Here is an 18,041-nt window from a genome sequence, read left to right as displayed (position 1 = left end):
GTTGCTTCAAGCCGCAGGTGCCGCGTGTCCCCACGGCGGCGCGCGCTCGAACTCCGCGATCCACTCCGGAATCTGCGGCGCGAACATCGGCCGGGCGATGCCGTAGCCCTGACCGAGCGTGCAGCCGAGCGCCATCAGCGCATCGCCATGCGCGACCGACTCGACGCCCTCTGCAATGGTTTTGCGACCCAGGCCATGCGCCATCACCAGGATGCCTTCGACGATGGCCCGGTCTTCTGCGTCCTCGACCATGCCGCGCACGAAAGACTGGTCGAGCTTGAGCGCTGCCACCGGCAACTGGCGCAGGTAGGTGAGCGATGAATAGCCGGTGCCGAAGTCGTCCAGCGTGACCGGCACACCGAGCATCTTGCAGGCCAGGATGAAGTCGGCCACCGCACCGAAGTCCTTGATGGCCGTCGTCTCCAGGATTTCGAGTTCGAGCACGCCGGGCTGCAGTTGCGGATAGCGCGCCAGGTGCCGCGTCAGCCGCTCGATGAAGTCGGGCCGCAGCAAATGGCGCGGGCTGATGTTGACGCTGATCGACGTGCGCAAACCGCCATCGAGCCACGCTGCCGCCTGCCGCATCGACTCGCCGATGACCCAGTCGCCGAGCAGCTCGACCAGTTCGTGGTCTTCGATGAGCGGCACGAAAGCGACCGGCTGCATCAGCCCGTATTGCGGATGTTGCCAGCGCACCAGCGCCTCCATGCCGATGACCTTGCCGTGCGCCATGTCAACCTTGGGCTGGTACGCCAACACAAATTCCTTTTGCTCCAGACCGCTGCGGATGCGCTGGCGAATCTGCTGCTCCTGGTGCTGCTCGAGCGCACGCGACGCGTCGAAATACTGCACCTGACTGCCACCACCGCGCTTGGCGAAGAAGAGCGCATAACGCGCGTGCTGCAGCAGCACTTCGGTCGGCTCCTCGCCATAGCGCATCAACGCCACGCCGACGCTGACGCGAATGCGCGTGGTGCGTTCCTGCAGCCGGAACGGGTGGGCCAGTCGGGCCAGCACCTGCTCGATCAAATCGTCGCATTGCGTCTGGCTGGTGAACGACATCACCAGCGCGAACTCGTCGCCGCCGACGCGGGCCACGGTGGCATCGTGCGGCACCGCGGCCTTGAGCCGGCGCGCCACTTCGCGCAATACGGCATCGCCGCCGACCGGGCCGAAGCCGTCGTTGACGTTGCGGAACTGGTCGAGGTCGAGATAGCAGATCGCCAGCAGCCGCTCGGGGTCGCCGTCGTGCATGTGCGGCGCGCGCTGCAGTTCTTCGAGGGTTGGAATGCGGTTGGGCAGCCGGGTGAGTGCGTCGTGTCGCGACAGCATGTCAAGCCGCTCGGCGCGCGCGCCGCTCGCCTTCAGACCGAAGCTCCACAGAATGGACTGGTCATCCATGCGCTCCGCACGCATGGCAACACGCAGCCCCTCGCCGTGCAGCGCGCGTAAGACGACGTTGTCGCGCTCGACCACGCCCAGCGCCGGCACCGCGACGTCGCTCAGGGCTTCGGTGCTGAATGTGGTTTTTGCGCCGACCGTGGGGCCACCCCCGACTCCCGCTTCAACGGCCACCGGTTCGAACACCTCGGTCAACGGCAGATCGGTCAGCGAGCCCGGCGCGTAGCCCAGCATGTGGTGCGCGTCCACGTCGGCCCAGAGGATCTGCCCATCGCGAATCTTGAGGTGGCCGACGAGCGTGCGGGTGAACATGGCGGCAATTGTTCACCAAAGTACGCCCGCCGGGGCGCAGGAATCGCATCGAGCGCACAAAACAGCGTTAGGCGACGACTCAGCGCATCGCGTGCCGCGCAGCCCGAACGATGCTGGCCGCATCGACACCGAAGAAGTCGCGGAGGGCGGCACGCGTGTCGCTGCGGCCGAAGCCGTCGGTGCCGAGCGTGAGGTAGCGCCGGCCTTCGGGCAGGTAGGCGCGCACGCTTTCAGGCACGGCACGGACATAGTCGGTCGCGGCGACGACGGGGCCGTTGCCCCGGCCGAGTTGCTGGGCGATGAAGGGCATTGAGACGGCATCGCCACGCAACGCCGCCGCCTCGCACGCGCCGCCATCGCGCGCGACCTCGCTCCAGCTGGTAACGCTGAACACATCGACCGCGATGCCCTCGCTCGCCAGTTGCTGCGCTGCCTTGATGACTTCCGTGAGGATTGCGCCGGAGCCCAATAGCGTGACGTCCGCGACTCCCTTCGCTTCACCGTACCGTCCGAACCGATAGCACCCGCGCAACACATCCGCATGCACTTGCGCCGGCAGGCTCGGCTGCGCGTAGTTCTCGTTCATCAAGGTCACGTAGTAGAAGACGTCCTTCTGCTCGACCAGCATCTCGCGCATGCCGGCATCGACGATCACCGCCATCTCGCCGGCGAAGGCCGGGTCGTAGGCCTTGCAATTGGGGATGGTCGCTGCGATCAGATGGCTGGTGCCATCCTGGTGCTGCAGCCCTTCGCCGCCGAGCGTGGTGCGGCCCGATGTGGCGCCGAGCAGAAAGCCGCGCGAGCGCTGGTCGGCGGCTGCCCAGATCTGGTCGCCGACGCGCTGGAAGCCGAACATCGAGTAGTAGATGTAGAACGGCAGCATCGCGAGGCCGTGCACGCTGTAGCTCGTCGCGGCAGCGGTCCAGCTGGCGATGGCACCGGCCTCGCTGATGCCTTCTTCCAGGATCTGCCCGTCGGTGGCTTCGCGGTAGCTCAGGATGGTGTCGATGTCTTCCGGCGCATAGCGCTGGCCCACGCTCGAATAGATGCCGACCTGCTTGAACAGGTTGGCCATGCCGAAGGTGCGCGCCTCGTCGGCCACGATGGGCACCACGCGCGGGCCCAATGCCTTGTCTTTCATCAGCGCGCCGAGCATGCGGACGAACGCCATGGTGGTGCTCATGTCCTTGCCGTCGGCTTCGAGCGCGAACTTGGCGTAGGCATCGATGGTTGGCACGGGCACGATGTCGCACTCGGTTTCGCGTCGCGGCATCGCGCCACCGAGCGCTTCGCGATGCCCCTTCAGGTAGCGCATCTCGGCGCTGTCGTCGGCCGGCTTGTAGAAAGACAGCGAGGTCGCCTGCTCGTCCGAGAGCGGCAGGTTGAAGCGATTGCGAAAGCCGATGAGGTCGGCACTCTCGAACTTCTTGTGCGAGTGCGTGGTCATCTTGCCTTGCCCCGCACCCATGCCGTAGCCCTTCTTGGTGTGGGCCAGGATGACGGTCGGCTGCCCGACGTGTGCAGCCGCTGCGGCGTAGGCGGCGTGGATCTTCACGAAGTCGTGGCCGCCGCGCTTGAGGCGATCGATCTGTTCGTCGGTCATGCCTTGCGCCAGGCGCTTCAACTCTTCGTTCTGGCCAAAGAAGGTGTCGCGGTTGAAGCGGCCGTCCTTTGCGGCGAATGTCTGCATCTGACCGTCGACCGTGTTGGCGAAGGCGCGGGCCAGCGCGCCGGTGGTGTCGCGCGCGAAGAGGCCGTCCCAGTCGCTGCCCCAGATCAGCTTGACGACGTTCCATCCTGCCCCGGCGAAGAGCTTTTCGAGCTCGTCGATGATGCGGCCGTTGCCGCGCACCGGGCCGTCCAGGCGCTGCAGGTTGCAGTTGACGACCCACACCAGGTTGTCGAGCTTCTCGCGCGCAGCCAGGGTCAGTGCGCTCATGGATTCGGGCTCGTCCATCTCGCCGTCGCCGAACACGCCCCAGACTTTTCGCTTGGTGCAGTCGAGCAGTTGGCGGTCGGTGAGGTAGCGCATAAAGCGCGCGTGGTAGATCGAGCTGATCGGGCCGATGCCCATCGAGCCGGTCGGGAATTGCCAGAAGTCGGGCATCAGGTAGGGATGCGGGTAGCTGCTCAGGCCGCGTGCGCCCTTGCCCTGGGTGAAGGCGGGGGCGGTCAGCTCCTGGCGGTAGTGCGTGAGATCGTCTTCGCTCAGTCGGCCTTCGAGAAACGCCCTTGCGTAGACACCCGGCGCGCTGTGCGGCTGGAAGAACACCAGATCACCACGATGGCCCTCGTTCTTGGCATGAAAGAAGTGGTTGAAGCCCATCTCGAACAGATCGGCCGCGCTGGCGTAGCTGGCGATGTGGCCGCCGAGTTCGCCGTAGGAATGGTTGGCGCGCACCACCATCGCCAGCGCGTTCCAGCGCATGAGGGAGGCCAGGCGTTCTTCGATCGCGAGGTCGCCGGGGAAGGCCGGTTGCGCATCGACGGCGATGGTGTTGACGTACGGCGTGCACAGCTCGGGTTGCCAGCCGATGCGTTGGGCGCGGGCCTGCTCGGCGAGAGCGTCGAGGATCTGCTTTGCGCGCTCCGGGCCACTGGCTTCGACCAGCGCGGCGAAGGCGTCGCGCCACTCGGCTGTTTCCTGCGGGTCAGGGTCCCCCGCCCACGCCCCCGTGGGCGCGCCAGCGAGGACACTGAGTTGAAGCGTGGACAAGGCGTTCATTCGTTGGTTCCGATTCGGTGTGCTTCGACAGTATCGCCACTGCCGCGCATTGCCACGAAACCGTCACATCGCGTGGATATGGTCAGGCTCCCGTCAGCTAGCAACAAAAGCCATAGCCCGCCATGAACGATAGAACGCTTCCGACTTCTCTTGTCAATCCGTACGCCGACCCGGACGACTTCGACAACAACCCGAGCGCCAACACAGCGCTCGGTGACGTCATCGCCACACGCATGCATCGGCGGCATCTGCTGCGCGGCGGCGTCGGCGCACTCGCTGCCGCGACGCTCGGCCCGCTGGCACTGAGTGCCTGCGGCGGTGGCGGCGGCTTCCCGATCATTTCGCCGGCGCCCGCTCCCGCACCGGTGCCCGCACCGCCGCCCCCTGCACCGGCACCCGCGCCAGCCGCTGGTCCAGCGCTGGGCTTCACGGCAGTGAGCAAGAGTCTGGCCGACAGCATCGTCGTGCCGCTCGGCTACACCGCGACCGTGATCTACGCGACCGGCGACTCGATCGACCCGGCCGTCAGCGACTACAAGAACGACGGCACCGACGACAACTTCGGCCGCCGCAGCGGCGACCAGCACGACGGCATGCACTTCTTCGGCCTGACCGGCGACGGCAAGCCGACGCTGACCAACAGCGACCGCGGCCTGATGTGCATCAACCACGAAGCCATCAACGGCACGGTGGCCTTTATGCACCCGAACGGCCAGACCAATGCCGGCGCTACTGCCGGTGCACGGCCCGAAGCCGAAGCGCTGAAAGAAGTCGAGGCGCACGGCGCATCGGTGGTCGAATTGGCCCGCAGCGGCGGCAAGCTGGCGACCGTCAAGACATCGACCTTCAACCGCCGCATCACGCCACGCACGCCGATGACATTCGGCGGTCCGGCCAAAGGCACGGCCTTGCTGAAGACGCTGTACTCACCCGCCGGCACAACCACGCGCGGGATGATCGGCAACTGCGCCAGCGGGTACACGCCGTGGGGCACGTACCTCACTTGCGAAGAGAACTTCGCCGGCTTCTTCACCCGTGGCGCGGCCGACGATGCGCAACGCACGCCCAAGGAACTCACGGCCTTCCTGCGCATCGGGCTGAAGCAGAACGTGACGGGCGGCCAGCGCTGGTCGACCGTGGTTGCAGCCGACCCCGCGAGTACCGAATACCAACGCTGGAACGCCAGCAAAACCGGCGCATCGACCGACGGTACGGACGACTTCCGCAACACGCACAACACCTTTGGCTGGGTCGTCGAAATCGATCCGTACGACCTGTCGTCCACACCCGTCAAGCACACCGGCCTCGGCCGCTTCGCGCACGAAGGTGCATGGCCGAGCAACCCGGTTGTCGGCAAACCGCTGGCCTTCTACATGGGCGACGATTCGCGCAGCGAGTACGTCTACAAGTACGTCTCGAAAGCCACCTGGATCGCGGCCAATGCGAACCCGAGCGACCGCCTCGCGACCGGCGCCAAGTACCTGGACGACGGCACGCTCTACGCAGCCAAGTTCAACGCCGACGGCAGCGGCACCTGGCTCAAGCTCGACCTGACCAACGCGGCGATTTCGGGCAACACGGCCTACGCTTTCGCCGACCTGGCCGACGTGCTGGTCAACGCGCGTCTGGCTGCCGATGCGGCCGGCGCCACCAAGTGCGATCGCCCCGAATGGACGGCGGTGAATCCGCTCAATGGAGAGATCTACATCACCATGACGGAGAACCCGGACCGTGGCAACGTCGGCTCCACCAGCAGCAACAACGTGCCCAACCCCGACGTGGATCCGGCCTTTCCGCGCTACTGGCTCGACAACAAGGCCATCACTACACAAAACGCTGCGGTGCAGGCCAACAAGGGCGACGTCAACGGCCAGGTCATGCGCATTCGCGAGACCGGCAACGACGCATCGGCCACCACCTTCAACTGGGACATCTACCTCTTCGGCAGCCAGGCCAAGGCCGATGCAGGGCTGGACGATGTCAACTACCAGAAGAACGTGAACCTGTCGGGGCTCTCCGACTTCAACGATCTCTCCAAGCCCGACGGCTGCTGGTTCTCGCGCGCCAGCGGCATCCTGTGGATCGAGACCGACGACAACGCCTATTACGACGTCACCAACTGCATGCTGCTGGCAGCCATCCCGGGCAGCTACGGCGACGGCGGAAAGATCGAGGTGGTGAACCAGCCCAACGGCAAGCCGGGCACCGCCGGCACCGCGCCGGTGACCGTCACGACCTATGCCGGCAAGAAGATGACCGACACGATTTTCAAGCGCTTCTTGACGGCGCCGAAGGGATCGGAAGTGACTGGCCTGGCCGAGTCGCCGGACGGCAAGGCGCTGTTCATCAACATCCAGCATCCGGGCGAGAACACCGCCGCCGCGAACATCGGCGACCCGACCAAGTACGAGAGCCATTGGCCAGGCACCGGCGCCGGCATCGCGCTGCCTTATGGTCCCGGTGGTGCCGTGGCGCGCCCGCGTTCAGCGACGGTGATGATCACGAAGAACAACGGCGGGATCATCGGGTTGTAGACGTTGATTGCCGCCGACATCGACGACGATGCCGAGGGCTTGAGGGCACCGCTCCGGCCTGTGACCCGGTGCCGGTCGTGTCGCACATCGTCACCGATGGCGGAAACGAACCTGGACACAGGTTGCCCGGTCATGGTCAGCCCCGCGTGCCGGGAACTACGGCTTCAACGAACCCAACTCGACAGATGGCTGACGTGCGGGCCCGGTATTCAACGCGAAATAGCACGCGCCGCCGGCAATAAAGGCGCAGATGGCGGTCGACATCTGAGGGGCAAAGGTTTCCACTGCAAAGGCGACAAGTGAACCGACGATCCAGGCAATGAATGCGCGCGGCCTCCAATTGGCTTCGATGGTTGCACCGGGCCGAATGAAATACAGATCCGCAAGCACGATCGCTCCGATCGGGGGCACCAGAATGCCGAGTACCGAGAGCCATGGAATGAACAGCGCCCACACATTGGCTGCTGCAATAAAGATACCAACGACCGCCAGACCCACGGCAAACAAACGCATCCGCCCACCACCGATGCGTGACCAGCCAACCGCTGAGTTATAGAGACAGTGCGCGCAGACCGAGCCCAGATTGCAGAAAAGAAAAACGAACGCAAGCACAGACAGCCATGGTTTGTTTTGCCCGATTAAATAGCCGAACATATTGTCCAGTCCAAAAGGTTGCGGGTCAGGCAGCGCCAGCGCAGCCGTCATTACGCCACCGACAAGCATGGCCAGCAAATTGGCAAACGGAAAAGCACAGAAGGTCGCAATCAGGGAAGACTTCGTATTGGTGGCCCAACGATTGAAATCGGCCGTCACGGTTCCGGCATCGACGAACAGCGTGATCACGATGGTCAGCGCCACGCCGAACGACATCGACATTTCAGGCTTGGTGCCCGCATAGGCTAGAACCTTGGCCCAACCTGCAATGGAGGCCGAATCCAGAGCGACCCAGCCGCCGAGCACGACGAAAAGAGGTACCGACACCAGGCCGATCCAGTGCAGCCCTTTGATGCCGACATAGATGATTCCCAGGTACAGCGCTCCCGCAGGCACCGTCATTGTCAGATAGTCCAGTTTGAAAGCGGTATGAATCAGGTTGCCGGTAATGCCGGTCTGAACCGCGTACCAGCCGAGCAGCAGTGTGGAAAGCAGGCCGGAGGCCAGCACGTAGCCCTTCTTGCCGAACACCGCGCTGGCGATCAACGCAAAGTTATGACCGCGCGTGGTGCCGAGCACGCCATTGGCCCCGACATAGGCGAACATCAGCGCATTGCCGATCACCATGGCCCACAGCGCCGATTTGAAACCCATCCCTGCCACCATGATCGACCCGGTCATGGCCCCGGTAATGATCATCGGGAATCCGAGCCAGACCATCGAGATGGAGAACGTACTGCGCCGCGCTTTTGCCGGGACCGCCTCGTGCTCGTACTCATTGCTGAGCACTTCCTGTACAGAGTCAAGTTCAGACATAAAACCTTCGCGGAGTTAATTTGTCTTTAAATACTAGATGAAAAGCGTCCTTTTGTGTGATTTAAATCATAACTATCAATGAACCAATTACGCACCGGAAACAAGAATTGTTATACGCTAAAACACGTATTGCTTTTTAAATCTTCACCAGCACGGTGCATCACTAATTCACTCTGTCATTTATTTTTTAATAATCAGAAATTGACCATGCCACCGTAGCGCGTTGCTGAAATACTCCCCACTCGAAGCAATCCCAATTGCGCGGCAGGCATGTTTTCTTGCTGTTGTGTGTCGCGTCCCGAGCGCCTCAGCTCTACGGTCGAATCTTGAGAGTCCGAACGCGCCACTCGACGCGTCTTTTGCCCTTCACGCCACCTGCGGACCGACCTGCCACGACCAGCGCATGCGCCCCACCGGCTTGACCCAGCCGGATCCCTGCCCGAGGAGCTTTTTCTTCGGCTGCGAGACCTCATTGCCCGCGCTGCGGGCAATGAGGTCGGGCACCGCCAAGCGTCGATTGGATGTGTGCTGCGCCAGGTGCGGCGTGACGCGCATCTCCAAACATGCATCGAACGTGACTGACCCGAATTTCCGCTCAGGGCGTGGCAACCGCCTTCGGCCACAGCGCCCACAAGCGCAACGGCTGGTTCACCTTGGCGGCGAGCCGCCCCGCATCGATGCCGGTGCCGGCGAAGTAATCGGCGCGCACCGCGCCGAGGATGGCGCTGCCGGTGTCTTGCGCGACCACGAGCTTGGCGAGCTGCAAGGTTGGGCCGTTCGACGCGAGCCAGACCGGCGTGCCGTACGGAATGCTGTCGCGATCGACCGCGATGGAGCGACCGGCAGTGAGCGGCACGCCCTGCGCGCCGCGCGGGCCAGCGTCCACATCGGTCAACGCTTCTTCACGGAAAAACACGTACCGCGGGTTACTCCACAGCAGTTGCGGCACGCGCTGCGGGTTTTGCGCGGCCCAGGCCTTGGTGTCGTCGGGCCACTTGGTGACACGCGTGGCGCCTTGGCCGACGAGCCATGACTGGATGCTCTTGTAGGGCTGATCGTTCGTGCCGGCGAAAGCCACGCGCACCGTGCGTTGCGAGCCATCGGCTTCGGTGATGTGCAACCGGCCCGATCCCTGGATGTGCAGCATCATCATGTCGATGGGGTTGGCCAGCCATGCGATCTCGCGGCCGCGCAATGCGGCCTGTGCTTCGGGCACCGTGTCGATCTCTTGTCGGGTGAACCAGGGCCTTCGCGCACCGATGCTCGCAGGCGGTTGATAGAGCGGGACGCTGAACGCAGCGGTGGGCCGACGCGAGGCTTCGAACACCGGTTCGTAATAGCTGGTGAGCTGACCATCGCTCTGGCCGGCAAGCGACTCGATGCGGTACGGCTGCAGCCGGTCGATCATCCACTGGCGCTGTTCGTCGGGGCTGCCGATCGACAGCCGCCGCACGTCGCCGCACAGTGGCTTGAACACCGCATTGGGCCGAGCGCAGTTCGATAGCAATGCGATCCAGCCTTCATTCAGCGGGTCTTCGACGAAGCCGGGAAGCTCGGTCCAGGTGACCGGCACCCAGCGGCTTTTGGGATGCATGAGCGATCCGGTGAGCGGGCCGAGATCGGGCGGGGGCGTGGCGGCCGAAGGCACAGTGGCATCGGGCAGGCGCGGGCCGAAGGAGCACCCCGCCAGCATTGCCACTACCATCGCCACCCCAAGCCGCCACCGGAGTCCTTGTTTCATGGGTCTGATTTTGCTCGAAGCCTTCGCAGCCGGCGCGGTGCTTGTCCTCATCGTCTGGTGGACCATGTTCTCCGGCCGCAAGCGCGGTGAAATCGATGACACACCCGCACACAAGGACGGGGATGCGGCCGACGCTGACGACAAGCTGCCGCCAACATAATCGCGACTCTTTCGCTAACCAGTTCAGTCACCGAGTCAAAGGGATCACCATGAAAAAACTCATTCTTGCAACAGCTACTGCTGCCGTCGTTTTGTCGGGCTGCGCCGGTATGACCGATACGCAACGCACCACCGGTGCGGGCGCCGGCATCGGCGCGTTGGCCGGTGCCGCCATCGGCTCCGCCACGGGCGGCAACCGCGGTGCGATCGGCACCGGTGCAGCGGTCGGCGCACTGGCCGGCGCAGCAGGCGGCTACTTCTGGTCGCAACGCATGGAAGCGCAAAAGCGCCAGATGGAACAGGCCACGCAAGGCACCGGCATCGCGGTCACGCAAACGGCCAACAACGAGCTCAAGCTGGCGATTCCGAGCGACGCGTCGTTCGACGTCGGCCGCGCCGCCATCAAGCCCAATCTCGCACCGGTGCTCGACCAGTTCGCGACCGGCCTGCGCAATAACGCGAATGCCGACGTGCGCATCATCGGCCACACCGACAACACCGGCTCCGACGCGATCAACAACCCGTTGTCGGTCGAACGCGCCGCCAGCACGCGCGACTATCTGGTCTCGCGCGGCGTGCGCTCCTCGGCAATCAACATCGATGGCCGCGGTTCGCGCGAGCCGGTGGCCAACAACGCGACCGACAGTGGCCGCGCACAAAACCGCCGCATCGAAATCTACGTGGGCGAGCGTTCGCAGGGCTGATGACTCGGGCTTCGGCCTGAATCGATTGGGGCTCGTCCTAGGCCGGCCGCAGCAGGTTGGCGAGCTCGACGGCCGACCGGACGTCCATCTTTTCGAACAGCCGCGCACGGTGCACTTCCACCGTGCGCACGCTGATCGATAGCTGGTCGGCAATCAGCTTGTTGGGCAGGCCTTCGACGACGAGCCGCATCACCTCGCGCTCGCGCTCCGTGAGTTCTGCGATGCGATCGGTAAGCCGGCGCTGCGCCTGCTTGCGGTCCAGCGATCGCAGCGATGCGCCCAGCGCGTGCTCGATGCGATCGACCAGCGCGTTGTCTGAAAACGGCTTCTCGCAAAAGTCGAACGCGCCACGCTTGACCAGGTCCACTGCGGTCGGCACATCGGCATGGCCGGTCAAGAAAATCACCGGCATCGCATCGAGCAGACCTCGCTCTGCCAACCGATCGAACAACACGAGCCCGCTGGTGCCGGGCATGCGCACGTCGAGCAGCAGGCAATGCGGCCGCTCGGTCACCGGCATGTCGAGAAGCCGCTCTTCGAACGCCTCGGCGGTGGCGAAGTGTTCGCTCTCCAGCCGACGCGAGCGCAGCAGCCACGCCAATGCTTCGCGCACGCTGGCGTCGTCGTCGACGATAAAGATGAGGGCATCGTTCAGCGGTTGCACGGACGTATGTTCTTTCAGGCAGCGGGCAAGGTAAAGCGGAACACGGTGCCGCGCGGCCGATGCGGTGCATAGATCAACGCACCGCCATGTTGTTCGACGACCGTGCGACACAGGCTCAGGCCGAGCCCCATGCCGTCGGCCCGCGTGGTGAAGAAGGGCGTGAAGAGCCGCTCTTCGACGTCCTTGCTGATGCCACTGCCGATGTCGGCCACCGAGAACTCGACCCAGCGACGGCCTTCAGAGGCGCGTGCGATGCCCTTGTTGCTACCGCCGATGAGCAGCACGCGCAACGTCAACACGCGATCGACAAACTCGTGCAGGTCCATCGCCTGCATCCCGTTGCGTGCCAAGTTGAGCAGCACCTGCTCGACCAGCGTGCGATCGCACAGCACGGCCGGCAGTGGATCTTCCAGCGCCATGTCGATGCGCGCGCCGAGCTTGCGCGCCTGCAATTGCACCAGCGGCAGCACGGCATCGATGAGCGCACGTGGCGCCACCGCCTCGCGCGTGCGGTCGCGCCGCCGCACGAAGTCATGCACGCTGCGAATCACCTGCCCGGCGCGGTCGGCCTGCTCGGCGATGCGGCGCACGGCCATCGCGACTTCGACATTGGTGTCGATCACCGCGCCATGGTTCGCGTCACCCCGATCGGCTCCACCTTCGAGCAGGTTGAGAGAGCCGCTCGCATAGCTGGCAATCGCCGCGAGCGGCTGCGCGAGTTCGTGGCTCAGCAGCGAGGCCATCTCGCCGACGGTCGCGAGTCTGGCGCTGGCCTGCAGCCGCTCCTGGCTGGCGCGCGACAGTTCTTCGATGCGGCGCTGCTCGCTGACATCGATAAAGGCGCTCATCCAGCCGGTTTGCACGCGCTGTGCGTTGAGCAGCGGCGCTTCGAAGATCAGCACCGGAAAGCGCGAGCCGTCCTTGCGCATGAAGACCGATTCGAAGCCTTCGCGCGGTGGCATGCCGCTGGCCAGACGATGCGCCTGTCGCTGCTGATATTCGTGCGCCAGTTCGGTCGGCCAATAGGGCGCCTCGGGCATGCCGGGGTCATCGCGATGACCCGACTCCGATCCAGCCGTCTCCCCGTGCACGGCCATCAATTCTTCTGCGCTGAAGCCGACCATCTCGCAGAAGGCCGGGTTGACATAAGTGAGCCGGCCACGGAGGTCGCGCGCGCGCAAGCCGGTGATCACCGAGTCTTCCATCGCCTTGCGGAACGCGAGCGTCTCGGCAAGTTCGAACTCCGCCTTGAGGCGCCTCCGCGTGTCGCGTGCCAGCAGCACCAGCACCGACACCAGCGCGATCGAGATGGCAGTCACCAGCGCGGTCAGCAGGTTGGGGAAGATATCGGGCGCAGCGCGCCAGCCGTCGACGCGCAGCATGAGCGTGACGCCCGGCAAGTCGACCAGCTGCTGCGAAGTGAAGATGCGCGTGCCGGCGCGACGGCGCACGCCGATGATGGCGAGACGTGTGCCATCGGGCTCGGCAAAGGCGACCTCCTGGCCGCGTGCGAGCGTCGGGCCGAGCAGCTCGGTCAGCATGTCGCGCAAGCCATAGGTCGCAACCAGATAACCGCCCTCGACCGGCACGCACAGCTCCATCAGTTCGATGCCACCGCCTTCGGGCATCGGCACGTAGTGGCTCGGCGAATAGGCCGGTGCCACCAGCTTGCGCGCTGTGGTGCAGGCCAGCGCCACATCGTTTTGCTCGCTGCCCCGCGTGACCTTGTCGAAGATGCGCATGCGATAGGGTGTTTCGAGCACGGCCAAAGGCATCAGACCCGCATCGCGCCGCTCCAGCCGGACCATCTCGCGGTGCTCGCGCAGCAGCGCTGCTGCCTCGGGTGGCCACGCTGCATCGCCTGGCGCGTTTTGCGCGGGCAACCGCAACGCGCGCAGGCTTTGAATGTTGCGCTGCAGACTTGCGCGCAAATCAGCTACTGCGTCGGTGGTGTCGCGATCGAGCGCGGCCTGGGCCTGCTCGACCTCATGGCGCCCCGCCAGCCAGACCACGGTGCCCAGCAATGCAAGCACGAGCATGGCGAGCAACAGCCACAGATACCAGCGCTGCCAGGCGTTGCGCTCGAAGCCAGGGACGCTCACCACACGCTCATGCTTCGAGCGGCAAGGCATGCGTGCGCGCCAGATTGACCCCCCACGAGACGGCGGAAACCATCTGGATCGCAGCGACTTTCATTGCTTGATCTCCGTGTTGGACGGTGTGCCAGGCGCCGTCGTCGATCCCGCCAGTGGCGTTCGGCGCGCCACCTTGGTGATCTTCGGGTCGGTCCACGAGCCTTCGATCTGGAACTCCTGTGTGGCGGCTGCGGACAACGGCTTACTCAGCAACCACTGCGCCAGGAAGGTGCCGAGCCCGATGGCCGGATTGATGGCAGTAGCGACCAGCGCAGCCGTGCCGGCCGTGATCTCGGGCACCACCACCACGCGCAAATTTTGCGTCTCGTGCACGATGTCGGCCGAGCCCTCCAGCAACGCCGCGGCATTCACGCCCTTCATTTGCAGGTTGTTGGTGGTGGCGGTGCCGTCGACGATGCGGGCGTCGCCACGCACGAAGTCGAAAGCGAAGCCCTGGCTGAACACATCCCGAAAATCGAGCGTGAGGCGGCGCGGCAGGGCTTGCAGATTCAGCACGCCCAGCAGCTTGGCCAAGCCCGGGTCGGCCTTCAAAAACTGGCCTGATTCGACATCGACCTGCAGTTGTCCGTTGAGGCTCGGATAGTCGAGCGAGAACGGTGATCCTTGCCAGTCCACATCACCGCCCAGCTTGCCTTTGCCGCGGCGCAGAACGTCCTTCATGCCGAAGCGATTGAGCAGAGCCCCGGCATCGGCGATGTCGAGCTTGAAGTTCATCGAAGTGCGGCGCGGTGCGGCACGGCCACGCGGCGCCGCACCCGGCACTGCCGCCCACGAACCCTGCGCTGTGAAGGTGGCTTCAGGCATCGTGAGGCTGAGCTTGTTGAGCTTCCATTCGCGCGTTGCGCCGCCGAGGTTGACGGCATCGATTTCGGCACGGCCGAGCCGCTTGCCGAGCAGCTCGAAATCATCGACCACTACATCGAGCGCGGGCAGCGTGTCGGGTTGCTCGTCGAGCAGCGATTCGACCGCGTGCGCCTCGCTCGGCGCGATCTTCAAGCGCGCCAGTCGCGCGTGCAATCGACCTGCCTGCGTATGCCGATATTCGGCATAGCCGCTCAGTTCGACGGCGTCGATGTTGGCCCGCCACAGCGTGCCGTCGCGCGTGCCGCCCAGCACCACGTCGTGCAGCGTGCGGCCCGATACCGCGAGCTCCTTGGCGCGCACGGCGATCATCGTCGGCAAATACGAGAGCGCATCGTCGGCGCTGGTGGCGTTGGCCACGGCCTCGGGCGCACTGCCGGTGGTCTCGGTGAAGAGCGTCTGCCAGGCCGCGAGGTCGAGCCGCGGGAGGTTGATGTTGGCCTGCACACCGTTTGGTGGCGGCGCAGCGGCTTCGCCCGCGTTGAGCCCGACTGCGATGAAGCCGCGCAACACCTTGGCATCGTCGCCCGACACATCGCGGACGTATTGCGCCGATGCGACCTTGCCGAGTTCGACCGACAACTGGTCTTGCACCAGCGGCGTGCGGCCGGCGCGGGCCTCGCGAGACAACACTTTCTTCTCGACCTTGAGCGGCATCGCCTCGTCGGCTGGCTTGGCAAGTGGCGCCGGCAAATTCAGCCCGAGGCCGACGAGGCTGCTGGTCAGCAGAAACTCCGGCGTGCCGTCGCGCACCGACAGAGCGGCGTTGTAACCGGCGCTGCCGGTCGCCTTGGTCGCCAGGCGCGCAAGCCAGTCGACCTCACGCGCGGCACGCAAGCCTTCAGCGGTCACGGTGCCCGTCGCCTTGAAGCTCAGGTCTTGCGGCGTGGCGCCCGCCCCCACGGCTGATCCACCAAAGCGTCCCTTGCCTTCGATGCGCGTTTCGCCGCCCATCAAGCGCGCCTGCACGCCGGCCAGCGAGAAACCGCCTTCGGTGAAGTTCAGGGTGCCGCGCGCCTGCGTCAGCGCGGGTGCTTCGGGCACGAGTTGCAGGTCGTTGTCGGTCAGCGCGATGCTGGCCTGTACCTTTGCCTTGTCGACGGCCGCGAGCGGCAGGTCGAGCTTGAGCCGGTAGTCCGCATTGCCGGTAGCGCGCACCCTGCCCATGGGCTCGCCGAGCGGGCCAGCCAGCGGCGCGCCGGCATGCAGCAGCTCGGCCAGTGGCCCGCGCGCCTGTGCATCGACCTTCAGCAGCGCGGCAGGGTGCGCCATGTCGGCGATCTGCGCTTCGGCCTTTTCGATCTCGATGCCGGGCGCGCCGACGATGCGGCCACGCGCGTTGCGCACCAGCATGCCGGCGCGCTCGAACACCAGTTCGCCGGAAAGGCGATCGAGCGCCGGCCAGACGACGGCGGGTGACACGCCCCGCGCCATGGCGCCGGTCGATTTGGCAAGCTGCGGCGGCACGTAGGCGTAGGTCACATCGGCCACCTTGGCCGCGATACGAAAGTCGCCATCGCGCGGGTCCATGAAGGGCATGTCGTGCAGGTCGCCCTTGACGCGAAACTCCACGATGCTGGCGCTACCCTTGTTGACGGCATCGCGCACGTAGTCGCGCGTCGGCTTGGGGATGTCGAGCGGCAGGTAGCGAAACACGCGCGTGCCGTCGGCGCGGGTCAGCTTGCCCTGCAGGTCGAGCACGCCCGGGTGGCGGCTCTTGCCATGCGACACGGCCGGATCGCTGGTGCGCCAGGTGGCTTCGGCCTCGCCCTCGGCATCGGCGTTGGCAAAGCGCGCTTTCGACACCTGCACCTGCACTTTGTCGCCGTCGAGCTTCCATTGCAGTTGCGACGAAAGCTGGTCGATCGGTACCACCGGCTCTTCGAACACGCCGGGCAAATCGAGCGCACCCTTGCCGATCGACAAGCTCGCGGTGCCGCCGGCCTGGCTCGCATCGAACTCGGCGGTGGCACCGCGCAAGCCCGGCGTGCCGATGCGCACACCTTCCGGTGGCGCTTGCGACGCCAGGCTGAAGCCGCTGACACGCCCTTTGGCCTGGTAGGTCTCAAGCGCATCGAACGGGCCTTGCCAACGCGTGTCGATGCGCTCGACCAGGCCGCGCGGCGCGAACGATTCGATGGCCTTGTGCGTGGCATCGCCCAACGGCAGACGATCGGCGATGAGCGCGAGCGCGCCCAGGTCGAGACGATCGGCCTTGAATGCGCCGTGCTCCGCCGTCTTGCCGCGCGCCGGCGTGTGTTGAAACCACAGGTTGCCGCCGGGCCAGCGCGAGCCGTCGGCGGTATCGAACTGCAGGTCGCGCGTCGAGAATTCGAGCGTCTGGTCCTTCAACTGGCCGGCCAGTCGTCCGGTCACCGCGCGCAGCACCAGCGGCTGCAGCTTGTCGCCGAGCGAGGCATCGATTCGCGCCAGCCCGAGATCGGCCGCGCCGCCGACGAGCTTGCCGTCGTCCACATCGGCCCAGACGCGCAACGCGCCGTTGCCTTCGCGAATGCGCGCGTCGAGCGCTACGTAGCGACCGAGCCGCGTGGCATCGATGTTCGGCAGGTCGGCGTAGATCTGCCCGCCCCAGTTTTGCCACTTGCCGCTGTGCACCGACAGCAGGGGCTGGCGGAACTGGCCCCGCAACGTGAAGCGGTCCCCCCAACCTGCGGGCGGCGTGGCGTCGAGCCGCAATGCATGGCGCCGCGCGCTGTTGCGCGAGACGAACTCCACATTGGTCAGTAGCACCGGTTCGGCACGGCGACGCTCGTCGGTCCAGCGCACCGTGCCGCCCTGGATGATGAATTCGCGCTGGCTGAAGAACCAATCGGCCGCACGCGTTTCTCCAGTGGTGTCGGTCGACACATCGAGACCAGCGACATGCAGCTTGCCTGCGGCGTCGAGTCGCACTTCGAGCTGCGGGCTTTCGATATAGAGCTGCTCGAAGTTGGTCTTCCAGAGCGACCGCGGCGACACGCTCGCCACCACGCGCGACAGGCGCAACGCGTCGCGCTGTTGGACGTCTTGCAGCACCACGTCGCGCAGCTCGAAAGTGGGGAACAAACCGTTCGATTGCGCGGTGATGGAACCGATGCGAACAGGTACCCCGATGACCCTGCTGGCTTGTGCCTCGAGCGCACCGCGGTAATCGCCGATTCGCGGCACAATCCAACCGTGTAGGACAAGCACTGACAGCGCGAAGACCAGCCACGCGCCCATCAGCAAACCCAACAGCCAGCGCGCCGTGACAGCGGTGACTTTGAGCAGACGTGAAGGGGAAGACACCGTGTCGTTCATTGAGAGTCGCGCTG

The 18,041-nt window shown here is 65.3% G+C and carries 10 protein-coding genes and 1 pseudogene; 3 read left to right on the top strand and 8 right to left on the bottom strand.

Annotation, left to right across the window (positions count from 1 at the left end; genetic code table 11):
* Positions 1-6: 6 nt before the first annotated feature.
* Together QN413_RS19220 and mdeB are read right to left on the bottom strand one after the other, a co-directional pair.
* The gene (locus tag QN413_RS19220) at positions 7-1,713 is read right to left on the bottom strand and encodes a bifunctional diguanylate cyclase/phosphodiesterase (RefSeq protein ID WP_323498178.1); all 1,707 of its coding nucleotides are present in this window, start codon (positions 1,711-1,713) and stop codon (positions 7-9) included.
* Between the two features lie 79 nt (positions 1,714-1,792).
* On the bottom strand, positions 1,793-4,438 hold the full coding sequence (gene mdeB, locus QN413_RS19215; RefSeq protein WP_323498177.1) for an alpha-ketoglutarate dehydrogenase: 2,646 nt from the start codon (positions 4,436-4,438) through the stop codon (positions 1,793-1,795).
* Positions 4,439-4,560: 122 nt separating this feature from the next.
* On the opposite strand from mdeB, the gene QN413_RS19210 reads away from it, so the two are divergent.
* Positions 4,561-6,972 (top strand): PhoX family protein, encoded by a 2,412-nt coding sequence (locus QN413_RS19210; RefSeq protein WP_323498176.1) that lies wholly within the window; start codon positions 4,561-4,563, stop codon positions 6,970-6,972.
* A gap of 156 nt (positions 6,973-7,128) precedes the next feature.
* Here QN413_RS19210 and QN413_RS19205 read toward each other — a convergent pair whose 3' ends face one another.
* The 3 genes and pseudogenes from QN413_RS19205 to QN413_RS19195 form a co-directional block, all read right to left on the bottom strand.
* Entirely contained in the window at positions 7,129-8,442 is a 1,314-nt protein-coding gene (locus QN413_RS19205; protein ID WP_323498175.1) for a purine-cytosine permease family protein, read from the bottom strand.
* A 399-nt stretch (positions 8,443-8,841) separates the two neighbouring features.
* A pseudogene (locus QN413_RS19200) lies at positions 8,842-9,012 on the bottom strand (IS5/IS1182 family transposase); the annotation flags it as partial.
* Positions 9,013-9,037: 25 nt separating this feature from the next.
* A complete protein-coding gene (locus QN413_RS19195; protein ID WP_323498174.1) occupies positions 9,038-10,183 on the bottom strand; it encodes a murein transglycosylase A in 1,146 nt (381 codons plus the stop codon).
* Between QN413_RS19195 and QN413_RS19190 the strand changes: the two genes are divergently transcribed.
* The gene (locus QN413_RS19190) at positions 10,182-10,343 is read left to right on the top strand and encodes a hypothetical protein (RefSeq protein ID WP_187053606.1); all 162 of its coding nucleotides are present in this window, start codon (positions 10,182-10,184) and stop codon (positions 10,341-10,343) included. The two genes, QN413_RS19195 and QN413_RS19190, sit on opposite strands and share 2 nt — an antisense overlap.
* A 49-nt stretch (positions 10,344-10,392) precedes the next feature.
* On the top strand, positions 10,393-11,046 hold the full coding sequence (locus QN413_RS19185; RefSeq protein WP_323498173.1) for an OmpA family protein: 654 nt from the start codon (positions 10,393-10,395) through the stop codon (positions 11,044-11,046).
* A 37-nt stretch (positions 11,047-11,083) separates the two neighbouring features.
* On the opposite strand, the gene QN413_RS19180 is transcribed toward QN413_RS19185, so the two are convergent.
* From QN413_RS19180 to QN413_RS19170, 3 genes are all read right to left on the bottom strand, one after another.
* Positions 11,084-11,710 carry a response regulator transcription factor gene (locus tag QN413_RS19180; RefSeq protein WP_323498172.1) on the bottom strand — a complete coding sequence of 209 codons (627 nt, stop codon included), beginning with the start codon at positions 11,708-11,710 and terminating at the stop codon, positions 11,084-11,086.
* Between the two features lie 14 nt (positions 11,711-11,724).
* Entirely contained in the window at positions 11,725-13,749 is a 2,025-nt protein-coding gene (locus tag QN413_RS19175; RefSeq protein ID WP_323498210.1) for a PAS domain-containing sensor histidine kinase, read from the bottom strand.
* Positions 13,750-13,902: 153 nt separating this feature from the next.
* Complete coding sequence (locus QN413_RS19170) at positions 13,903-18,027, bottom strand: YhdP family protein (RefSeq protein ID WP_323498171.1); 4,125 nt, start codon at positions 18,025-18,027, stop codon at positions 13,903-13,905.
* Positions 18,028-18,041 lie beyond the last annotated feature (14 nt).

The organism is Variovorax sp. LG9.2 (genome assembly GCF_035018885.1).
GTDB lineage: Bacteria > Pseudomonadota > Gammaproteobacteria > Burkholderiales > Burkholderiaceae_C > Variovorax.
This window is presented reverse-complemented; position numbering and strand designations above follow the sequence as displayed.

What these genes read in the sequence shown, in the direction of transcription:
- QN413_RS19220 (WP_323498178.1), bottom strand. Translation starts at nt 1,713, where the DNA reads ATGTTCACCCGCACGCTCGTCGGCCACCTCAAGATTCGCGATGGGCAG.
- mdeB (WP_323498177.1), bottom strand. Translation starts at nt 4,438, where the DNA reads ATGAACGCCTTGTCCACGCTTCAACTCAGTGTCCTCGCTGGCGCGCCC.
- QN413_RS19210 (WP_323498176.1), top strand. Translation starts at nt 4,561, where the DNA reads ATGAACGATAGAACGCTTCCGACTTCTCTTGTCAATCCGTACGCCGAC.
- QN413_RS19205 (WP_323498175.1), bottom strand. Translation starts at nt 8,442, where the DNA reads ATGTCTGAACTTGACTCTGTACAGGAAGTGCTCAGCAATGAGTACGAG.
- QN413_RS19190 (WP_187053606.1), top strand. Translation starts at nt 10,182, where the DNA reads ATGGGTCTGATTTTGCTCGAAGCCTTCGCAGCCGGCGCGGTGCTTGTC.
- QN413_RS19195 (WP_323498174.1), bottom strand. Translation starts at nt 10,183, where the DNA reads ATGAAACAAGGACTCCGGTGGCGGCTTGGGGTGGCGATGGTAGTGGCA.
- QN413_RS19185 (WP_323498173.1), top strand. Translation starts at nt 10,393, where the DNA reads ATGAAAAAACTCATTCTTGCAACAGCTACTGCTGCCGTCGTTTTGTCG.
- QN413_RS19175 (WP_323498210.1), bottom strand. Translation starts at nt 13,749, where the DNA reads ATGCTCGTGCTTGCATTGCTGGGCACCGTGGTCTGGCTGGCGGGGCGC.
- QN413_RS19170 (WP_323498171.1), bottom strand. Translation starts at nt 18,027, where the DNA reads ATGAACGACACGGTGTCTTCCCCTTCACGTCTGCTCAAAGTCACCGCT.